The following is a 20,323-nucleotide window of genomic DNA, read 5'->3' as shown; positions in this document are numbered from 1 at the left end:
TTTCCTGCATGAAGGGACTTCCATGACCGCTTCGCTGAGCCTGTCACAGGCACGGCGGATCGCATTGGCAGCTCAAGGATTGGCAAAGATCCGGCCCGCCGGCCCCGTGACATCACGGGCGGTGGGCCGGACCTTTGCCCAACTCCAGCTCGTCCAGATCGATTCCGTGAACGTGGTGGCACGAAGCCACTACCTGCCCTTCTTCTCCCGTCTGGGTGATTACGACCCCCGCATCCTCCATGCCATGGCCGGGCGGAAACCCCGCAGGATGATGGAGTACTGGGCACACGAGGCAAGCTTTATCCGCCCGGAGCACTTTCAAGACCTCTTGGTGTGGCAAAAGCGGGGCTGGGTGGGCGCCCACAACCTTGAGCCCCTTGTCCGTCAGGACATGGAAGGCCGTATTCTCGCTGCACTCACAGCCGGACGACCCATGACGGCCTCGGAACTGACGGCCGAGCTCGGACACAATGAGGAAGCTGACCGTGGCAACTGGGGATGGAATTGGAACATCGTTAAGCGGGTCCTGGAACATCTGTTTGAACAGGGACGGATTTCTGCCGCCTCACGCACACAGCAATTCGAACGCAAGTACACCCTGACTTCCAAGGTTGTTCCTGCCATGGCACAGCCCGGGGGTACTCCCGAAGAAGCGCTCGACCGCCTGATGGACGCGGCCGCCCAGGCACATGGCATCGGCACTGTGCGCTGCTTCGCCGACTACTTCCGTACGCCCCTGAAAGCCGGAGCGGACTCAGTCCGGAGATTGGTCCGCGCAGGGCGCCTCCATCCAGTCTCTGTGCGTGGTTGGGACAGGGAAACCTACAAGCATGTCAACGCCAGGATTCCACGCGCGGCGGTCGGGCGTGCACTGCTGAGTCCGTTCGACTCGCTGGTCTTTGAGCGACGGCGTCTTGAAGAACTGTTCGGCTTCCACTATCGGATTGAGATCTACACCCCCGCGGCCAAGCGTCAGTTCGGTTACTACGTCCTCCCGTTCCTCCTCAGGGACGGTGTCGTTGCAAGAGTGGACTTGAAGGCTGACCGCGCATCCGGCCAGCTCCTGGTGCGTTCGGCGTTCGCGGAGGTTGGAGCTCCGGCGGATACCGCCGTCGAACTTGCTGCCGAGCTGGAACTCATGGCCGCCTGGCTCAGGCTGCAGGAGGTAGTGGTGTGGCCCGTGGGGGACCTCGCAGGCGTTCTAGCCGAAGCTGTTGCCGACCGCGCTGATGGCCGGGGCGGGCCGCTGCAATCGGACAGTCCGCTCAGAGGGGAACGCGGCAACGTGGCGCTGGTCTCTCCCGTAGACTGAAACAGCCAGAATTCGGCAGCATGAGACTGGGAGCAATTTCACGTGGCATCACTAATCGAAAAACTTCTCCGCACGGGTGACAAAAAGACACTCAAGCAATTGCGGAACTATGCCGATTCCATCAATGCCCTGGAAGACTCCTTCAAGTCCTTCACGGACGCCGAACTCCGCGAGGAGACGGACCATCTCCGGTCCCGTCACCAGGACGGGGAGACCCTGGAAGCCCTCCTTCCGGAAGCATTCGCCGCTGTGCGCGAGGCCTCTTCCCGCACCTTGGGCATGCGCCACTTCGATGTCCAGCTGATGGGCGGTGCTGCGCTCCACCTGGGCAACATCGCAGAAATGAAAACCGGTGAGGGCAAGACCCTCGTAGCAACTGCCCCGGCATATTTGAACGCGCTGGCGGGCAAGGGTGTCCACGTCGTCACGGTCAACGACTACCTTGCCGAATACCAGTCCGAACTGATGGGCAGGGTTTACAGGTTCCTTGGACTTACCAGCGGTTGCATCCTGTCGAATCAGGATCCTGCGGTCCGCCGGCAGCAGTATGCTGCGGACATCACCTACGGAACCAACAATGAGTTCGGCTTTGACTACCTGCGTGACAACATGGCCTGGGATAGCAGCGAACTGGTTCAGCGCGGCCACAATTTCGCCATCGTGGATGAGGTCGACTCCATCCTGATCGATGAAGCCCGTACTCCGCTCATCATTTCCGGTCCTGCCCAGGGCGACACCAACCGCTGGTACAGCGAATTCGCCAAAGTCGTACTCCGCCTGCAGCCCGAAGTCGACTACGAGGTCGATGAAAAGAAGCGCACCGTGGGCGTTCTCGAAGCCGGTATCGAAAAGGTGGAAGACTACCTCGGAATCCAAAACCTCTACGAATCAGCCAACACGCCTTTGATCGGCTTCCTCAACAACGCAATTAAGGCGAAGGAACTGTTCAAGCGGGACAAGGATTACGTCATCCTCGACGGCGAGGTCCTGATTGTTGACGAACACACTGGCCGTATCCTGGCTGGCCGCCGCTACAACGAGGGCATGCACCAGGCCATCGAGGCCAAGGAGAATGTCGAGATCAAGGCGGAGAACCAGACCCTCGCCACCGTGACCTTGCAGAACTACTTCCGCATGTACTCGAAGCTTGCCGGCATGACCGGCACGGCCGAGACTGAGGCCGCGGAGTTCATGAGCACCTACAAGCTGGGTGTCGTGCCCATCCCCACCAACCGCGACATGCAGCGCATCGACCAGGCGGACCTTGTCTACAAGAACGAAGTCGTGAAGTTCGACGCCGTGGTCCAGGACATCGCCGAAAGGCACGAGAAGGGCCAGCCTGTGCTGGTCGGCACCACGAGCGTTGAGAAGAGCGAGTATCTCTCCAAGTTGCTGGCCAAGGAAGGTATCCGGCACGAAGTACTGAACGCAAAGAACCACGCACGTGAAGCGTCCATCGTGGCGCAGGCCGGACGAAAAGGCGCCGTCACTGTTGCCACCAACATGGCTGGTCGCGGTACTGACATCATGCTTGGCGGCAACGCTGAGTTCACCGCCATTGCAGAGCTGGCAAAGCGAGGGCTCGATCCCGAGGAGAACTCGGAAGAGTACGAGGCCGCTTGGCCCGAAGCGCTTTCGGCAGCCAAGCAGGCGGTCAAAGATGAACACGAAGAGGTCTTGGACCTCGGCGGACTTTACGTCCTGGGTACCGAGCGACACGAGTCCCGCCGGATCGACAACCAGTTGCGCGGCCGTTCAGGACGTCAGGGTGACCCGGGCGAATCGCGCTTCTACCTGTCGCTGACGGACGACCTCATGAGGTTGTTCAACTCAGGTGCGGCCGAACGTCTCATGAACAGTTCGGTCCCGGATGATGTTGCCCTTGAGTCCAAGCTCGTCTCCCGCGCCATCGCATCGGCACAGGGCCAGGTGGAAGGGCGCAACGCCGAACAGCGTAAGAACGTTCTCAAGTACGACGACGTCCTCAACCGGCAGCGTGAAGCGATCTATGGCGACCGGCGTCGAATCCTTGAGGGCGACGACCTCCACGAGAAGGTCCAGTACTTCCTTGAAGACACCATCAACGCCCTCATCGATGCTGCCACTGCTGAAGGAACGGGCGACGATTGGGACTTCAACCAACTCTGGGCCAATCTGAAGACGTTGTACCCGGCAACCGTGACGCCCGATGAAATCATTGAGGAAGCGGGCGGAAGATCACGTGTCACTGCCGAGTTCCTGAAAGAGGAGATCCTCTCGGATGCCCGGCTGGTGTATCAGGCCCGCGAGGAGGCCATTGGCTCTGAGAGCATGCGTGAGCTCGAGCGTCGTGTTGTGCTTTCTGTTCTGGGCCGGAAATGGCAGGAACATCTCTACGAGATGGACTATCTCAAGGAGGGTATTGGTCTCCGGGCGATGGCCCAGCGCGACCCCCTGGTGGAGTACCAGCGGGAAGGTTTCGTGATGTTCCAGAGCATGATGGAAGCCATCCGCGAAGAGAGCATCGGTTTCCTCTACAACCTGGAGGTGGAGGTGACACCCGCCGAAGACGTTGTCGTGGCCGACGATACCGCCGCCGGGGCGCACACCGAACATCATGAACCCCAGATCCGGGCGGCGGGTCTGCAGGCACCGGAAAAGCCGGCCCAGTTGCAGTACACCGCCCCAGGTGAAGATGGCGCTACCCAAACACGCATCGAAGGCCGCGCTTCCGGTCGTTCCGGCAACCCGGCGAAGGCAGCGGGCCAAGAGCAGCGTAAGCCGGCCAAAAAGAAGCGTCGCTGACCCAATACCGTACGGCGGGCCGTTAGCCATTTCAGTGGTCTGCCAGCCACGAAAATCTCTCACTCCAAAGGGTGGACTCCGGACTCAATGTCCGGAGTCCACCCTTTGTTGCCTGCAGATGGATTCGCCAGGTCTAGCCGATCTCCAGTGCCGTAACCCGCCACACGCCTTCCAGACGTTCCAACCTCATGGCGACAGCCCGGCTTCTTAGTTCTTCCGCCACCACAATGCTTGCCTCGCAAATATCCTCGGTGATGGAGCAGGTTCGAACAGAGCGGACCATAGGGCTGCGGTGGGGCTGCAGGTTCCCCCGGACCCTGGCGGCGTGCTTGCGGGTGAGAGCTGCCCTATGTTGCAGAGCGACATAGCATTCAGGGTCCAAGGAACGGGAGAGCTGGCTCACAGCTCGTGTTCCGGCCAGGACCTCCAAAGCTGCCTGCGCAATACTGCGCGCAACCAGCCGAACGTCGATGTCCGAACCGCTAGAACCGTGGCCGGAAAATGTTCGTTGGGTGCTCTGTCGGCCCGCAGGCCGGCTTGCAGTCACAACGGTCATGGTCATACCTCAGGCATTCACTACATTGAACAGGAGCGTGGGGACGCTCTGTTCTGGTGGCTTCTGCTGGGATGACTCTGAACTTGGTTTGATGCGGGATACGGCCCCTGAGCGGGCCAAGGAAACGGTGGGTCGGATGACCCGTACTGTCAGTCAGGTGCGGGTGGCCGCAGGACCTGACCCGGAGTCAACACTGAAGGGTCGCCGCCGATGACGGTAAGGTTTGCGGCATACCACTTAGGCCACATCAGGGCGACTTCCACGTCCGTTGCAAAGGGACCAAGCCGCGATGCTGCAAGCGACCATAGGGAGTCTCCTGCCTTCACGACGACGCCGGTACTGTCCTGGGCGTTCTCTTGCCTGGAAGATGGGCGACTTAGAAGCCCAGGGGCAGGTGCAGGAGCTTGAGGCTTCCACCGCGGATCGCCCCCACTTTCCGCAGTGTCGGCCACTGACGTCGGTGACGAAGACACGAGCCCGGTAATCGGCTGCGGCCTCCATGCCGGGTGGGGAGACGTTCCCACGCTCGCAGGTGTCGGCGCCCAACCGGGGTCGGATGGAGGCGTTGCTTGCGCCATGGTCACGCCCAGGAGATTTACGCTCACCACCGCTGCAGCAAGCCGCAGCATAAAGGCAGGGCTGAACTTGGCAAGGGTGTTGGCCCCGCTCGCCCGTCCACTTCGATGCAACAGCGATGCGAAGACGGCGAGCAGTAGGGAAAGGACCCACCATGCCACCAGCGCTATGCCGGCGCCGTTCGCGACAAAACCAAGGAGGTCCTCGAACGAGAAGTTCTGATGATGGTGATCTGCTGACCGCCATTGGTCAACGAGCATGCTACCCACCTGGACGAGCAGTAGCCCAAGCCCCAGAATTATTGCAGCGAGGCAGGCGTCGATCCGTAACGTTCTTGCCATTCAAAGCCCCCAAGCTTCGTTTGATGCAATTTGATGCATTTTGACTTCGTTAGGCCTATTGTGGGCACGTCCCGGGCTTCCTGTCCAATTCGGGTCGCCGGATCACGCATTGTTCGCCCTGCCTACACGTTGCAGCCTAGTCTGATGACATGAGATGGGACTCTCTCTTTGACGACTTGGAAGCACAATTTTCTGCCGGGCGTGCCCTGGAAGCGGAATCGGAGATCACCGAGCGGGCCAGGATAGAGCTTGCGGGGATCGAGCTGAGTGATCGCCTCCGTGGTGCAGCCGGCTCCGTGATCAAGCTCTTCCTCGCTGACGGCAACATTATTCACGGAGTGCTGGGCCGCGTGGGTGGTGAGTGGTTGGTGCTGTCCGAGGGATCGCGGCAATGGCTGGTGCCCTTCGCCGCAGTGCTCACTTTCCAAGGTCTGGGGAGGCTGGCCTTAAAGCCCGTGTCCACGGTCCGGCAGTTGCCAGGGTTCGCCTCGGCCCTGAGGGCATTGGCCAGGGACAGGTCCGCCTTGGTTGTCCATGTGAGCACGCGGACCGGAGGCGGCGTCAAGATCAACGGTGTCATCGACAGGGTCGGAAGGGACCACTTCGATGTTGCTGTGGTCCGCGACGGTGAAGTGCGGCGGGCAGGCAACGTGGCGTCAGTCATGACCGTCCCGTTCAGTGCTGTTGCAGCCCTGTGTTCGGCAAGCGGCGAGTAACCCCTCCGTGGCTGCCTCTAGGGCTGGTTCGCCTTGGTTTTTGCTTCCTGGATCATGCGGCTTGCTTCTGCGTAGCGCTCCTGGATGTACTGCTCAAGCATCGTCTCCTCGATGCGCCATTGTCCGCGCCCTCCTATCTGGATGGCTTTCAACTCGCCGCTTCGCACCAGGGCGTAGGCCTGTGGTGAATTGATTTGGAGTTGTTCGGCGACATCGGCCAGAGTCAGGAATCGGGGCATGGCACCATTTTGCCACCGTTGGCCTTCTTTGGTGTGTTTATCCACAGTTTCGACCCCTTTGAGGGTCGTTGGCTTTTGTCGTGTAGTAACCGCCGGTAAGAATGAGGGGGGCGGGTCCATCGATCATGCCTTTAGCTCATCGGGGGTAGCAGAAACATGGGTCACGTTACGGCGGTCGCTGCAGCAAGATTGAAGAAGCCATCGTGGAAGGACCCGCGGCTTCTCATCGGCATGCTGCTGGTGCTTGTGTCCACAGCCGGCGTCATCGCCTTGGTTGGATCGGCTGACAGGACTACGCAGGTCTACACTGCGCGCGAAGACATCGCAGTCGGCCAGGTGGTTGCCGTGGCCGACCTGTCAATTGTCAGTGTGCGCCTGGACGATGTCGAGTCCGGGTACGTCACTGTGGAGGGTGGCCTGGCTGAAGGTCGGGTAGCCCTGCAGCGGGTGGCGAAAAACCAGCTGGTTCCAAAGGAAAGCCTGGGGAAAGCTGATGCCCTCAACAGGAAGCCAGTGGCTATTTCCGTGGAAGGGGAACTTCCCGCCCAAGCGGTCGGTGGAGCGCGCGTGGATGTCTGGGTTGCCTTGCCCGGTGCGAGCAGAGCCTTTGATGAGCCGCAACTGCTCTTGCCCGGTGCGGAAATCGCCCAGGTGGTCTCAGGCGCCGCTGCCTTGGGGGCATCGAAGACCACTCAAGTGCTGGTCCTGGTGACGGATGAGCAAATGCCCAAGTTGTTGGGAGCCCAAGCAAACAAGGCCAGTATCTCCGTCGTGTGGAACCCGGCGGGCCTCAACCCATGAGCATTCCGGTAGTTACGGTAGGTCCAGCCCAAGAGGCCGTAGTGGGCGGGCTGGAGGGCCTGCGCGGTCCGGTAACGGTAGTTCGCCGTTGTTCAGAGCTTGCTGAGTTGATGGCTGCCTGCCAAAGCGGCCTTGCCATGGCGGCCGTCGTCGCCGAGGGCTGCGAGGAATTGACCACGACTTTGGTGGATCGGCTTGGCGCTGTTGGAGTTTCGATCGTGGCCCTGACGGATGACCCGGCCGAAGTACAGCGATTGCACTCCATCGGAGTCGTTGTAGCGGCCTCCGGAATAGAACCGTCTGCGCTCGCGGCAAGAATTTCCGAGGCCGTGGGGCGTGAGCACTCGCGCGGACGCCTGGGCGCGGGCCAGGACGCAGGTTTTGCTGATGCCGGAGGCGGACCACTTTTAATGCCTGCTCCGGAAACTGTCGAGGACTCCCCGGAGGGTTCAGGTCTGGTTTTTGCTGTATGGGGTCCCATAGGATCACCCGGACGGACACTGCTGGCGGTCAACATCGCTGCCGAATTGTCAGCAGAGGGTAAATCCGTCATCCTCGTGGATGCTGACAGCTATGGTGCCAGTGTTTCTGCTGTTCTCGGGTTGCTGGACGAGGCCGCGGGACTGGCCCAGGCATGCAGGCTTGCGGACCAGGGCAGGCTCGACGCCAGTGCGTTGAATGCCGCGGCGACCCCCGTCTTCACCAAAGAGGGCTCCTTCCGTGTGCTCACTGGGACTACACGCGCTGATCGATGGACGGAGCTGAGGGCGGGGGCGCTGTCGCAGGTCCTTGAGCGGGCCAAGGAGGTGTCTGATGTTGTGGTGATCGATACCGGATTCTGCCTCGAATCAGATGAGGAGCTGAGCTTTGACACCATGGCCCCACGGCGGAACGCAGCAACTCTCAGGAGTTTGGAAATGGCAGACGTGGTGTTCGCTGTGGGAGCAGCTGACGCAATCGGAGTACCGAGGCTGGTCCGGGGCCTGGTGGACCTTCAAGCAGCTGTTCCACAAGCATCCCTCCGCGTGGTGCTGAACAAGGTGAAGAGGGCGGCCGTGGGACACGCACCCAAGCAGCAACTGGCGGAAGCATGGGACCGGTACGGGCCGGGCTTGGTGATCGATGCTTACCTCCCTGCAGATCCAGTGACCTGCGACGCCGCCTTGCTATCCGGCTCGGTCCTCCTTGAAACTGCGCCTGAGTCTGCCCTGCGGATCGCCATCGCCAACTTGGTCTGTGCGCCTGCCCAGCGAAAGCGAAAATCCTTTGGCCGAAGTACCAGAGCCGTCCGCTTGCTTAAGCGCTAGGCTCAAAATGTGGGCTGCAGAGTCGCAGCAATCAACATGTGATGGAGGCGTTTGTAGATGTCGTCAGGATCCAGCGTGGAGGATCGGTCCGATGCAGCAGTTGTCCGTGAAGGTTTCTTCGGTGACTACTATGAACACCTCGCAGAGGAGGATGCCCGTGCGTATTCGCCTGAGCTGCTGATCTCGCGGGCAACGAACCACAAAAAGGTCGCGCAGTCCCGTATGCCGGGGAACGCCGTCGTCGAAATCGCCGGTGAAGCGGACCGAAGCGTCGTGTACATCGTCACGGACGACATGCCGTTCCTTGTGGACTCAGTAAATGCAGAACTCGTTCGCCAGAACTGTGCGATCCGGCTTGTCATGCACCCCTTGTTTGTGGTCACTCGCGACCGTGTATCCGGGGAGCTCCGAAACATCTCCCGGGTTCCTTCCAACGTAGGGATCTCCAGCGGCGATACCGCGGCTCTGCCAAGCGTGGCGCACCTCTTGGGCGACGGTGACAACTCTTCGCACATGGAGTCGTGGATTGCGGTGGAGATTGACCGTGTCAACGACGACGCCCGTGCAGAGCTGGTTGACGGACTGCACCGTGTCCTCGGGGATGTCAGGGCAGCGGTCGAAGACTGGCCCAAGATGCGCAGCAAAGCACTGGAACTGGCAGAAGCCCTTGGCGGCATATCCCACCCGGAGCAGATCGCCGAACTCCGGCAGGCACAGGACCTCCTGCGCTGGCTGGACAACGGCAACTTCACCTTCCTCGGATACCGCGAGTACGACCTCGTGGACCAGGACGGCGAGGACGTCCTTCAACTGCGTGAAGACAGCGGTCTTGGGCTTCTGCGCGCGGGGGACAGCACGCGTCAGGTCCAGCACCTCACGGATGCCGGGCGCAAGCGCGCCCGGGAAAAGCGGGCACTGGTGATCACCAAAGCCAATTCCCGATCGACTGTCCACCGGCCTGCCTACCTTGACTACATCGGCGTCAAGAGCTTCGACTCCCAGGGCAATGTCAACGGGGAACGGCGATTCATCGGGCTTTTTGCAACAAGTGCCTACACCGGTTCTGTGCGCAATATCCCTATTGTCCGAGACAAGGTGGACGCCGTCCTGCGGAACGCTGGGTTCCCGATTGACTCCCACTCCGGCAAGGACCTCCTGGGTATCCTCGAGACGTACCCGCGCGACGAACTGTTCCAGATCGAGATTCCGGACCTGGCTGCTACTGCCACGGGGATCCAGCGGTTGCAGGAACGTCGCCGTACAAAGTTGTTCCTCCGGCCTGACATTTACGGTCGCTTCATGTCGGCGGTGGTGTACCTGCCCCGTGATCGTTACACCACCAGCGTTCGCCTTCGGATCGAACAGGAACTCCGGGAAACGTTCCAGGCCGAGAGCATCGACTACGAGGCCCGGATCACTGAGTCTGCCTTGGCCCGTGTCTTCTTCAGGATCCGCCTCCCGCGCACGGCTGAGCTGGCGGAAGTCAATGTTGCGGAGCTTGAACACCGGCTGATGAGGGCGTCCCGCTCATGGAGCGAAGGAGTCGCCGAGGTCCTCCGTGAGCACCGCCCGGCAGAAAGTGCCGATGTGCTGTCTGCCCTGTGGGCCGAGGCATTCCCCGCAGGCTACCGGGTGGACTATGAAGTCGAAGACGCCTTGGAGGATATCGAACGCTTCGAAAAGTATGGGGCACAGGCCGAGAGAGCCGGTGAAGCAACAAAGCAGGTAAAACCTGGGGTTCACGTGTATCTTCCAGAAGGTGCCGGCGAAGCTCTGGAGGAGGACGCCCGCGTAAAGCTCTACCTCATGGAGCCCAAGAGCCTGAGCCAGATTCTCCCTTACTTCCACAATCTTGGTCTTGAAGTTCTGGACGAACGTCCCTTCGAGATCGAAACCTCAGATCACCGCGACTTCTTCCTTTATGACCTCGGGCTCAAATACCCCGCCGGCGTCGATCCCCTCGCTACCGGTGAACTTCTGGGCGATTCCTTTGGAGCGGCCGTCACAGGATCTGTCGAGTCGGACAACTTTGACCGACTGGTGCTGCGTGAGGGCATGCACTGGCGCCAAGTGGTGGTCCTCCGCGCCTATGCCAAATACATGCGGCAAATGGGCAACACCAATTCGTTCGGTTTCATCGCGGATACTCTTCTGGGCAACCCCGACGTTGCCCGCGGACTCAATGCCCTCTTCTCTGCGCGCTTCGACCCCACTGTTCCGGAGGATCTCCGGCCGGAACGCCAGGCTGCAGCACGGGTAGCACTCGCCGAGTCCATTGAGCAGGTGGCAACGCTGGACGCTGACCGCGTGCTGCGTACCTTCGTGAACCTGATTGAGTCCACCTTGCGGACCAACTACTTCCAAAACAAGGAATACCTCAGCTTTAAGTTGGATCCAACGTCGATCGACGGATTGCCCTTCCCCCGTCCCATGTATGAGATCTGGGTCTACTCACCCAGGGTAGAAGGCGTGCACCTGCGCTTTGGGAAGGTAGCCCGCGGCGGTCTCCGCTGGTCGGACCGGCGGGAAGACTTCCGTACGGAAATCCTGGGCTTGGTGAAGGCCCAGACTGTCAAGAACGCCGTGATCGTTCCCACAGGTGCCAAGGGCGGGTTCTTCGCGAAGAAGCTCCCCAACCCGGCAGTTGACCGGGCAGCATGGATGGCCGAAGGAATCGAAAGCTACAAGACCTTCATCCGGGGTTTGCTGGACATCACCGACAACCTCGTGACGTCAGCGGACGGCGAAAGGCTTGTCCCGCCGTCGGACGTTGTTCGCCACGATGGCGACGATTCCTACCTGGTGGTGGCAGCCGACAAGGGAACCGCCACCTTCTCCGACACCGCCAACGGGCTCGCGGCCGAGTACGGATTCTGGTTGGGCGATGCCTTTGCCTCCGGAGGGTCGGTGGGCTACGACCACAAGGCCATGGGCATTACGGCACGCGGGGCGTGGGAATCAGTCAAGAGGCACTTCAGTGAACTTGATCTGGACACCCAGACCGAAGAGTTCACGGTAGTTGGCGTCGGCGACATGTCCGGCGACGTCTTCGGCAATGGGATGCTGCTGTCCCGGCACATCCGTCTGCTGGCCGCATTCGACCATCGCCATATCTTCCTTGATCCCACACCCGACGCCGCGGCATCCTTCGCCGAACGACAGCGGCTTTTTGAGCTGCCCCGGTCCTCTTGGGACGACTATGACCGGTCACTGATCAGTGAAGGTGGAGGCGTCTACGCGCGCCATGCGAAGACCATCCCCGTCTCTGACCAGGTCCGAAAAGCCCTCGGCCTGCCCGAAGGTACAAGGCAGCTGAGCCCGCCGGAGCTGCTTCGCGCGATCTTGCTGGCTCCGGCTGACCTCCTCTATAACGGCGGCATCGGCACCTACGTCAAGGCCAGCACGGAGACCCACGCGGCCGTTGGCGACAAAGCCAATGACGCCATTCGTGTGGACGGGCGCGACCTGCGGGTCAAGGTGGTGGGAGAAGGCGGCAACCTCGGATTGACGCAGCGTGGGCGTATTGAAGCCGCACTGCAAGGAGTCATCCTGAACACGGATGCTATCGACAACTCAGCCGGGGTGGACTGCTCCGACCATGAAGTGAACATCAAGATCTTTGTGGATCGAATGGTGGCTGCCGGCAAGCTTGAGGCCGAAGAACGGGCCGCTTTCCTGGCGGATATGACCGATGAGGTGGGACGACTCGTCCTTCAGGACAACATCGACCAAAATATCCTGCTCCTGAATGATCGGACGCGGGTTGCGGAGTGGAGTCCAAGCTACGAACGGCTGATGGACTGGTTGGAGAAGTCCGCCGATCTCAAGCGTGATCTCGAAGCCTTGCCCACCACGGAGACGCTTCGTGCAAGGTTGGAGCAGGGCCAAGGCTTGACGTCTCCGGAACTGGCAGTTCTGGCGGCCTACGCCAAGATCGAACTCGGCGCGGCACTGCGGGACAGCAACCTTGCTGACGATCCCTGGTTCGCGGACACCATCCGTAACTACTTCCCGAAGCAATTGCGCGAGAAGTTCGACGCCGAACTGGACACCCACCCGCTGCGCCGCGAAATCATCGCCACCGTCGTGGCCAACGACATCATCAACCTGGGCGGCATCACATTCGCCTTCCGGGCCATCGAAGAAACATCTGCAAATGAGGTGGCGGTTGCCAAGGCATTTGTGGCGCTGCGCGAAATTTACGACCTCGATCCCATGGTGGCGGAGTTGAACGCGCTCCCAGCCTCCTTCCCGACAGAACACTGGAGTGAAGTCCACCTGGATATCCGCCGGCTGCTGGACAGAGCTGTGCGGTGGGTCTTGGGGCAAGGGATGGCATCCCAACCGATTTCCACGGTGGTGGAATCGTTCAAGCCGATGATGGCCCCCTTGCGGGCCAAGCTGCTGGACTACCTCCGGGGCGAGGACAAAACCCGCATCTCAGGGTGGCTTGAGAAGGCACGTGGCTGGGACTTGCCCGAACACCTTGCCCACAGGTGGGCGGAGTTGTTCGAGAGTTACGCACTGTTGGATATCGCGCGGATTGCCCAGACCGGTGGCGGCAGTGTAGTAGACGTGGCACACGTTTACTACACCGTGTTCAACCGCTTCCATGTCGATTCGCTGTTGGAACGGATCAGCTCGCTGCCGCGTGATGACCGCTGGCAGGCGTTGGCCAGGGCCGCTCTTCGGGATGACCTGTACTCAACGGTCGCGGATATGACAACGTCGGTCCTGGAGTCGACGGAGGCCGGCACCTCGGCTGAAGATCGCCTGAAGGCGTGGGAAGGACAGAATGCCGAGCAACTGGGCCGGGCCAAGACCATGTTTGACGAGGTCAATGCGCTCGAAGCCGACGACATGGCTTCACTGTCGGTAGCATTAAGGCTCTTGAGGTCAATCGTTCGACGCTAGGGGCAATCCCGGCGTTGCAAATGGAGGTGCAGTGGCAATCTTTACAGACCCCATCAGGGAACACGCTGATTTCGGGCCTGGAGATGCCGAATGGCTGCACCTCCTCGTCGGTGACTGGCAGATGGTCGCCGACTTGGCATTCGCGGACCTCGCATTGTGGTTCCCGCACCCGGAGTTCGGTTACATTGCCCTCGCCCACGTGCGTCCGTCGACATCACATACGGTGTTTCACGCGGACTTCGTGGGGGAGGGCATTCGCTCCGATCTTCGCCCGCTGGTGGAAAAGGCCTGGAACAGCCGCTCGATCGAACGATCCAGCGAAACGAGCTGGAGCAGCGAGATGGCACTGCGTGTCGAAGCTGTTCCCATGGTGCGCAACGGCAGGACGCTGGCCGTAGTGACATCCCACATGGATCTCTCCAGCTCCCGGATGCCCTCGAGGCTGGAATTGACGTATCGTCAGTGCGCCTATGACCTTCTGCGCATGGGAACTCTGGGACTGTGGCCCGACTTCGCTTCGCCCACTGGATCCCGCCGTGGGGCGCCACGTGTGGGGGACGGACTCATCAGGCTGGACGCCGAAGGCATCGTGCAGTACGCGAGCCCCAACGGGGTGTCAGCCTTCAGGCGACTCGGCGAAGTTGAATCGCTGGAGGGACGGTCCTTGGCGGAAGTGACTGCCGGGCTCCTCAAAGACCGCCGGATGGTGGATGAGACACTGCCATTGGTTGTCACAGGTCGGATGCCTTGGCGCAGTGAAATTGAGTCGCGTGGCGTCAGTCTTTCCCTGCGGGCCATTCCCTTGCGCGACGAGCAACACCGTTTCGGTGCCCTCGTCCTGTGCCGCGATGTCTCGGAACTGCGGCGCAGGGAAATGGAACTCGTTACCAAAGATGCCACTATCCGGGAAATCCATCACCGGGTGAAAAACAATCTTCAAACTGTGGCGGCACTCCTGCGAATGCAATCGCGCCGTATGGTCAGTGACGAAGCAAAGCAGGGTTTGGAACAAGCGATGCGGCGCGTGGCCACCATTGCGCTCGTCCACGAAACCCTTTCCCAGGGGCTGACGCAGAGTGTTGATTTTGATGAGTTGATCGGACGGCAGTTCCGGTTGTCTGCCGAGGTGGCATCGCCGTCCCAGCAAGTACGAACGGAACGTTCAGGGATGTTTGGCGAGCTGCCCAGCGACTTTGCCACTCCCTTGGCCTTGGTCATTAACGAGTTGGTCACCAACGCCGTGGAGCACGGTCTTGAAGGGCGCACAGGGACGGTATGGCTCTTGGCTGATCGGGCTGACGGAGACGGAAATGACGAATTTCTGACCGTGACCATTGCCGACGACGGCGTTGGCCTGCCGGACGGTCAATACACCGAGGGCCTGGGCTTGCAGATTGTGCGCACACTGGTGACGAGCGAACTCGGTGGATCAATCCAGTGGAGCCCTCGCGACGGTGGGGGAACCGCCGTCGAAATCGTGTTGAATTTGGCCCGCACCTAAAAGGCCGGCGCTCTCCCCAGTTTCCCGGGACAGAGCGCCGACAGCCATGGCTTAACTAAGGAAGGCCGCGGACCAATGGTCTGCGGCCTTCCTTATTAATGAGGTCTAGGAAGCGCGGCGCGCGCGAGCAGCGCGACGCTTGAGAGCCCGACGCTCGTCTTCACTCATACCGCCCCAAACACCGGCGTCTTGTCCGGACTCCAACGCCCACTGCAGGCAGGTGTCCACTACGGGGCAGCGGCGGCAGACGCTCTTGGCTTCCTCGATTTGCAGAAGTGCTGGTCCCGTGTTGCCGACTGGGAAGAAGAGCTCCGGGTCCTTGTCGAGGCAGGCTGCGCGATTACGCCAATCCATGCTGATCAGTCACTCCATTCGTGAGAACTAGATAGGGCCTTTTGTGAAAACATTCACGAGAGGCTCCAAAGGAAAGGGGCCCGCATGGGCCCCCTTGGTCGTCTGAGTCAAGCGTTTCATGTTAACGCCTTGTAAACAAGGGGTGTTAGTGGTCGAAATGCCCGGAATCTGTGAGCGATGCATCACATCAGCCGCCAGTGTCCTCACTGCTAGATGACTATGTCCGGTAGTGTGCCAGTGTGTCAAGACCTCCCGTAAACCCTGCCCAACCCGCCTCCGGACCGGAGCCGGGAGATGACTCCAACGCGAAGGCGCACCAAGAAAACAGCGGCCGGGGCTACAGCCGCCGACCCCGGGGGGTGGCAGTGATTTCTGCCGTTGTCCTGTTGGAAGCCCTCGCGCTCATGGGTGCCGCCGCCTGGTACGCGTACGAATTGCTTACTGGCGCCCCGGTACTGACTTTCTGGGGAGCCGTTTTTACGCTGGGGTTGCTCCTTGCCTTCTCGGTGTGGTTGTTCGCAGTGGGGCACTACCTGTTCCGTGGATACCGATGGACCCGGGCCGCTGCATTGGTGGCCCAGTTGTTTGTTCTCACCATCGGCTTCCCCACTATGACCGGTGGGCTTGTTCTGCCGGGCCTGGCTATGGTCATCCCGGCCGTTGCGGCCATTGTGTTCCTTTTCCAAAGGGACGTGATTGCCTACGCGTCGCGCACAGGCGGTACCTCCGGAGTCCTTTAGCCCGCCTCCGTGGGAGAACCATGGGCGGCAATGGGTGGGAGGTCCGTTGTGAGAACTGCTTGAAACGGCTGCACGTCTCCTCCCTCCACCACATAGCCGCGCCCAGGGCGCGCTGGGCGGTCTGTTTCCAGTCGTACTCCCAGGAGATCGCCGTCGTGAGGCGATCCCGGCGCCAGGACCAAGCCCATCCGGAAGGTTTGGACTTCCCGGGCCAGTGGCAGTTGCTGCATCAGTGCGGGCCCAGGAGTGGCTGTCATTACGATGCCTCGGACTTTTCCTACCAAAGCAGTGAGCGCTTGGCGCCCTTGGGGGTCAAGAGAGTCCGCATCGTCCACCAACACGACGCTCTCCGGGTCCAGCGCGCACGTTTGCTGTGCGGCCGAGGCCTGGATAGAGTCCGCGCATGTTCCAAGTGCCGGAACAACCCAGGCAACGGAAGGATTCATGCGACGGAGTGATGCCAACGCCGTGCTCTTCCCTGATCGATGGCCGCCGAGGATGATGCTGACGCCGTGGGGCCGGAGAGGCAGGGAAACGGGCATCGCTTCGTCCCCTCCGACGCCGATCCAGAGAGGGTTCCCCGATGCCTGCCCGGTAGACATCAACATGGCCGAGGAGGCTTTGAGCCCATCACGAAATTCCTCTTCGTCCAGGTGATCGGGAAGCGGCCGCAGGCGGAAGGGCGGTCTTCCCAGAGGGAGAGGGGCGAACGGCCAGTCTCCCTCGTCGGGAGCCTCACGAAACTGGGTAACCACTGTATCTCCGTCGACGAAGTTGCCCGTGGCGACGGCGCGCCCTGGAATTGGCTCCACCTCTGGAAGGCGGGGCCAGTGAAACCGGGCTTCCTCCGTGGAGCCTGACGGAAAATAAGCCCGGTTTTGTATCGCGGCAAAGAAACGTGAACTGACCAATTCCCGCTCGCCACAAATCATCACCGTGATGCCGAGAGGACGGCCGTCCCTCACAATGTCCTGCAGGAGGCTCTCTGCCCAGGCTGAGGTCCCGGCCCGGAAGGCGGCGGCCCATGAGCACCACCCTGTGATGATCAAAGCCAGGGGCTTGGTGGTCCACCCGGCGTCGTTGCTGGTGCGTCGACTGTCCATTTCCTCGGCAAGACGCTTTAACACACGCGCTGCAAGCGGCAATTGGTGCAGGCCAACAAGTGCACCTACCCTTGCCTGGCCAACGAGGTCGCCCAATATTCCTGCCGCATCCATAACAAAGGGATGAGGCTGGGGTCCTTGCATGGCCAGCATGGCCGAGACTGCCTTGAAGCAGGCGTGCATGCCGCTCGAAGCACTTCCGATCATGGCCAGATGTCCGTGCTCGGCCGGCAACCACTGCAAGGGCTCCACGACCTGCCGCGTGGGCCTGTCAACCAACGCCAGTGGCCCAACACACCATGGCACGGCTTCAGTGGTTGCGGGGACATAAGAAGCATCCGCCAGGGAAAGTCCACCACTCCACGCAATCGCAGACGGCAGGGGTGCTGCTACGGGATGTCGGGGGAGGGAACTCCCTTGGCGGTGCCATGCGTCCTGGACAGTCGAGACAAGCCGCCGGACACCGGCATCCGGAAGGGCATCCCGATGTCCGGTCAAGGACTGGGACGATGGGCCCTGATGGCGTGAGCCGCCGTTGAGTATCTGGGTGACTGCATGGACCAACGGAGGAGATCCACCATGAGGGCCATCGGAGGCCCTGGCATCGTGGGAAACCGTGAGGGACGCGGCCTGGAATTCTTCCGGCTTGTCTGAAGCCCGGACCAAGAATGCCCTTCCCGGAGTATCTGCCCTGATGGAGGCAGCCATCTTAGAATTGATGATGTCCACGGACTCCGCTTCAGATTGCACTCTAAGAGCGATACTCGACGCAACGTTCGCCCGGATGTCGGCGGTCAACGCTCCTTGAGGCCTCTGGGTCGCCATCACCAGATGGACACCAAGGGATCGGCCGATGGTGGCGACCCGCATGAGCTCGCGAAGGGCGCCGGGAGCTTCGTCAATCAGCATGCGGAACTCGTCGATGACCAAAACCAAATGCGGAATTGCAGGATACGTCCTAGGCGCAGCGAGGTGGTATTGGTCCAGGTCCGTAACGTCAGCCGCAGCGAACAATTCCTCGCGGTACCTGATCTCCCCCCGGAGCGAAGCAAGTGCACGATCCAACTGACGCCCACCAAGATCGGTCAAGAGGCCTACGCAGTGAGGCAGGCCGGCGAGAGGCCGTAATCCTGAGCCGCCTTTGAAATCGACAAAGAGGAATGTTGTGTGATCGGGGGAATACGTCAGCGCCATGGAAGCGACGAGGGTCCTCAGGAGCTCCGACTTACCTGAGCCCGTGGTGCCCGCCACCAGAAGGTGTGGACCGTCACGCTTAAAGTCAAAGGTCACGGATCCCTGACGGCCTTGGCCCAACACTGCCCTTAGTCCAGATAATCGTGCAGTGTCTTCCCAGCGAAGAAGAACCCTTCGGGTCCCGAACGGAAGAAGGGTATCCAGTGCGCACTGCTCAGGAACGGGCTGCCGTTTGCCGCCTCGTTCCTGATGGGCCAGCGAAGCCATCGTGCGGCAGAACGCATCGAAAACGCTGATTGGGACGAGGTCTGGAACGAATGACCGGCGCTCGCCGGCCACCTCCAGTGTTCCTGTGGTCCCTGACGTGGAAAGCTCGATTGAAGGACCAAGGTGTTCAGCAGATGGGCCGCAATGGATCACTTGCCATCCGTTCCGGCGCCCGGCGCCCAGGAGAGACGACAAAGCGCCTTTGTCCCAACCTGCCGGTTCGTCGATGATGAACAGCCTTCCATGGGCGCTGCCGCTTAGTTGCTGCATGGCGGTGAGGGCCGCCTCGTGCTGCGTCGCAAGAGTTACCTTCGCGAGGAACCTGGCGCTCAGGGGCACCCTTCCGACGTTCCCAACGACAATGACGGGTGACTCCGCAGTCCGGGGGTGGCCGGCCATCTGCATCAGCATGAACCGGAGCAGGGAATCGACGTGGTCAGGAGGTCCGTCAAGTGCCACCGTGGGAAGTTTCGGGTCCAAGGTCACTGCCGCTGATCCGATGTCTGGTGCGCTGAACATTGGATCGTCAGGTACCAACCGGATGTTTGCCTGTGCGTTGGCTGTCCCCAGCCGAATCCAGCTGCCGGAATCTGCGCCGACGGTTTCCTCAGGGGTATCTGCAGGCGATTGGGACAACGATGAATCGGACTGACCTCGTGCTGCGTCCCGCACCTGGGTGGCGGCCCTGCCGCAGGCAGCCACCACCAGTTCCGCAGCGGAGGGAGAGGAACGGTGCCGGCGGCCGAGATCCTCCTGAGCGGCGCGGGCCACAGCCAATCTACAGTCCCGGCGGTTCTTCCGTCCCGTAATGAACGGGACCAGGAGACTGACCGCGGAGATGGCGGTGAATCCCAGATATATCCACGTCCCGGTTGCAATGGCCAGGCCGACGCCTGCGATCAACGGCAGCCCGGCGGCCAGGATGATCGCCGTGCGGCTTCCTTGCCGTCCGGCATGCGGCACCTCAAGTGGTTCCTCCACGGAGCGTCCGGCATCGTTGGAAATTTCCGGGAGCGGACCTCTCTCCGTGGAGACAGAGAACACGCTGTTGCCGCACAGAATTGTTGATTCCGACGTCACGGACGTGCGCCGGGACGGGCGTCCATCCACGAGGACTGGGTTGGCGGCTGTGACGCCGCTGAGGGTCAGTGCCGTACTGGAAACATCCAGCACCGCGTGCTCCCTGGACATGCCTGGATCCGGCACGGAAATCTCCGTGGCTCCGCGGCCTATCCGGAAGCGGCCGCGATGAATTCGGAAGACAGCGCCGGCACTGGGGCCCGAATGAGTAAGCAGCATGAGAGGCAGGGGCGCTGGCTTGGAGGGGTGGTGCGGTGCGGGGCCATCGACGATTGTCGCACCGGACACCAGGGGAGGCCGGCCGACCGTCAGGTCGGCTATGTCCCTTCCATCCACTGCCAATGGACCAGTCCCGCGCTCCTCCCCGAGAATTGACTGAAGGTGGGCTCCCGGTGTGCCTTCAGGGACCCGGATGGTCAATTCCTCCGGAGCCGAAAACTCCGCGGCCGCCGGGCCCCTCACCAACGTGCATTCCAAAGTCATGGCTTCTGTCTCCCCGAGGTCAGTAACGCGCCTGCCCAAACAGAGGTAGGTCGTT

13 protein-coding genes are annotated in these 20,323 nt (G+C 61.2%); 8 read left to right on the top strand and 5 right to left on the bottom strand.

The window, feature by feature from the left end; translation table 11 throughout:
* Positions 1 to 22: 22 nt before the first annotated feature.
* Positions 23 to 1,312 carry a winged helix-turn-helix domain-containing protein gene (locus tag ABIE35_RS11660; RefSeq protein ID WP_354515040.1) on the top strand — a complete coding sequence of 430 codons (1,290 nt, stop codon included), beginning with the start codon at positions 23 to 25 and terminating at the stop codon, positions 1,310 to 1,312.
* A gap of 42 nt (positions 1,313 to 1,354) precedes the next feature.
* Positions 1,355 to 4,096 (top strand): preprotein translocase subunit SecA, encoded by a 2,742-nt coding sequence (gene secA / locus ABIE35_RS11655; RefSeq protein ID WP_354515038.1) that lies wholly within the window; start codon positions 1,355 to 1,357, stop codon positions 4,094 to 4,096.
* Between the two features lie 133 nt (positions 4,097 to 4,229).
* Here secA and ABIE35_RS11650 read toward each other — a convergent pair whose 3' ends face one another.
* Complete coding sequence (locus tag ABIE35_RS11650) at positions 4,230 to 4,652, bottom strand: Rv3235 family protein (protein WP_354515036.1); 423 nt, start codon at positions 4,650 to 4,652, stop codon at positions 4,230 to 4,232.
* Between the two features lie 149 nt (positions 4,653 to 4,801).
* A complete protein-coding gene (locus ABIE35_RS11645) occupies positions 4,802 to 5,569 on the bottom strand; it encodes a LysM peptidoglycan-binding domain-containing protein (RefSeq protein ID WP_354515034.1) in 768 nt (255 codons plus the stop codon).
* 149 nt (positions 5,570 to 5,718) lie between these two features.
* On the opposite strand from ABIE35_RS11645, the gene ABIE35_RS11640 reads away from it, so the two are divergent.
* Positions 5,719 to 6,285, top strand: coding sequence for an SH3 domain-containing protein (locus tag ABIE35_RS11640; RefSeq protein ID WP_354515032.1), 567 nt, complete (start codon positions 5,719 to 5,721; stop codon positions 6,283 to 6,285).
* A gap of 17 nt (positions 6,286 to 6,302) precedes the next feature.
* On the opposite strand, the gene ABIE35_RS11635 is transcribed toward ABIE35_RS11640, so the two are convergent.
* Entirely contained in the window at positions 6,303 to 6,524 is a 222-nt protein-coding gene (locus ABIE35_RS11635) for a helix-turn-helix domain-containing protein (protein WP_354515030.1), read from the bottom strand.
* Positions 6,525 to 6,680: 156 nt separating this feature from the next.
* Here ABIE35_RS11635 and ABIE35_RS11630 point away from each other — a divergent pair, with 156 nt between their 5' ends.
* The 4 genes from ABIE35_RS11630 to ABIE35_RS11615 are packed head-to-tail and all read left to right on the top strand — an operon-like array spanning position 6,681 to position 15,047.
* Positions 6,681 to 7,325, top strand: coding sequence for an SAF domain-containing protein (locus ABIE35_RS11630; protein ID WP_354515028.1), 645 nt, complete (start codon positions 6,681 to 6,683; stop codon positions 7,323 to 7,325).
* Positions 7,322 to 8,632, top strand: a complete 1,311-nt coding sequence (locus ABIE35_RS11625) for a CpaE/TadZ family protein (protein WP_354515026.1) — start codon at positions 7,322 to 7,324, stop codon at positions 8,630 to 8,632. The genes ABIE35_RS11630 and ABIE35_RS11625 overlap by 4 nt, the downstream gene beginning before the upstream one ends.
* Positions 8,633 to 8,689: 57 nt before the next feature.
* Positions 8,690 to 13,546, top strand: coding sequence for an NAD-glutamate dehydrogenase (locus ABIE35_RS11620; protein ID WP_354515024.1), 4,857 nt, complete (start codon positions 8,690 to 8,692; stop codon positions 13,544 to 13,546).
* Positions 13,547 to 13,577: 31 nt separating this feature from the next.
* The gene (locus tag ABIE35_RS11615) at positions 13,578 to 15,047 is read left to right on the top strand and encodes a sensor histidine kinase (RefSeq protein WP_354515022.1); all 1,470 of its coding nucleotides are present in this window, start codon (positions 13,578 to 13,580) and stop codon (positions 15,045 to 15,047) included.
* Positions 15,048 to 15,152: 105 nt separating this feature from the next.
* Here the strand turns inward: ABIE35_RS11615 and ABIE35_RS11610 are convergent, their stop codons facing one another.
* Positions 15,153 to 15,401 (bottom strand): WhiB family transcriptional regulator, encoded by a 249-nt coding sequence (locus ABIE35_RS11610; protein ID WP_003804966.1) that lies wholly within the window; start codon positions 15,399 to 15,401, stop codon positions 15,153 to 15,155.
* 239 nt (positions 15,402 to 15,640) lie between these two features.
* On the opposite strand from ABIE35_RS11610, the gene ABIE35_RS11605 reads away from it, so the two are divergent.
* Positions 15,641 to 16,141, top strand: coding sequence for a hypothetical protein (locus ABIE35_RS11605; protein ID WP_354515020.1), 501 nt, complete (start codon positions 15,641 to 15,643; stop codon positions 16,139 to 16,141).
* Here the strand turns inward: ABIE35_RS11605 and ABIE35_RS11600 are convergent.
* Positions 16,138 to 20,268 carry a type VII secretion EssC family protein gene (locus tag ABIE35_RS11600; protein ID WP_354515018.1) on the bottom strand — a complete coding sequence of 1,377 codons (4,131 nt, stop codon included), beginning with the start codon at positions 20,266 to 20,268 and terminating at the stop codon, positions 16,138 to 16,140. The two genes, ABIE35_RS11605 and ABIE35_RS11600, sit on opposite strands and share 4 nt — an antisense overlap.
* Positions 20,269 to 20,323: the final 55 nt, after the last annotated feature.

This window comes from Paenarthrobacter sp. 4246, from assembly GCF_040546855.1.
Lineage (GTDB): Bacteria > Actinomycetota > Actinomycetes > Actinomycetales > Micrococcaceae > Arthrobacter.
This window is presented reverse-complemented; position numbering and strand designations above follow the sequence as displayed.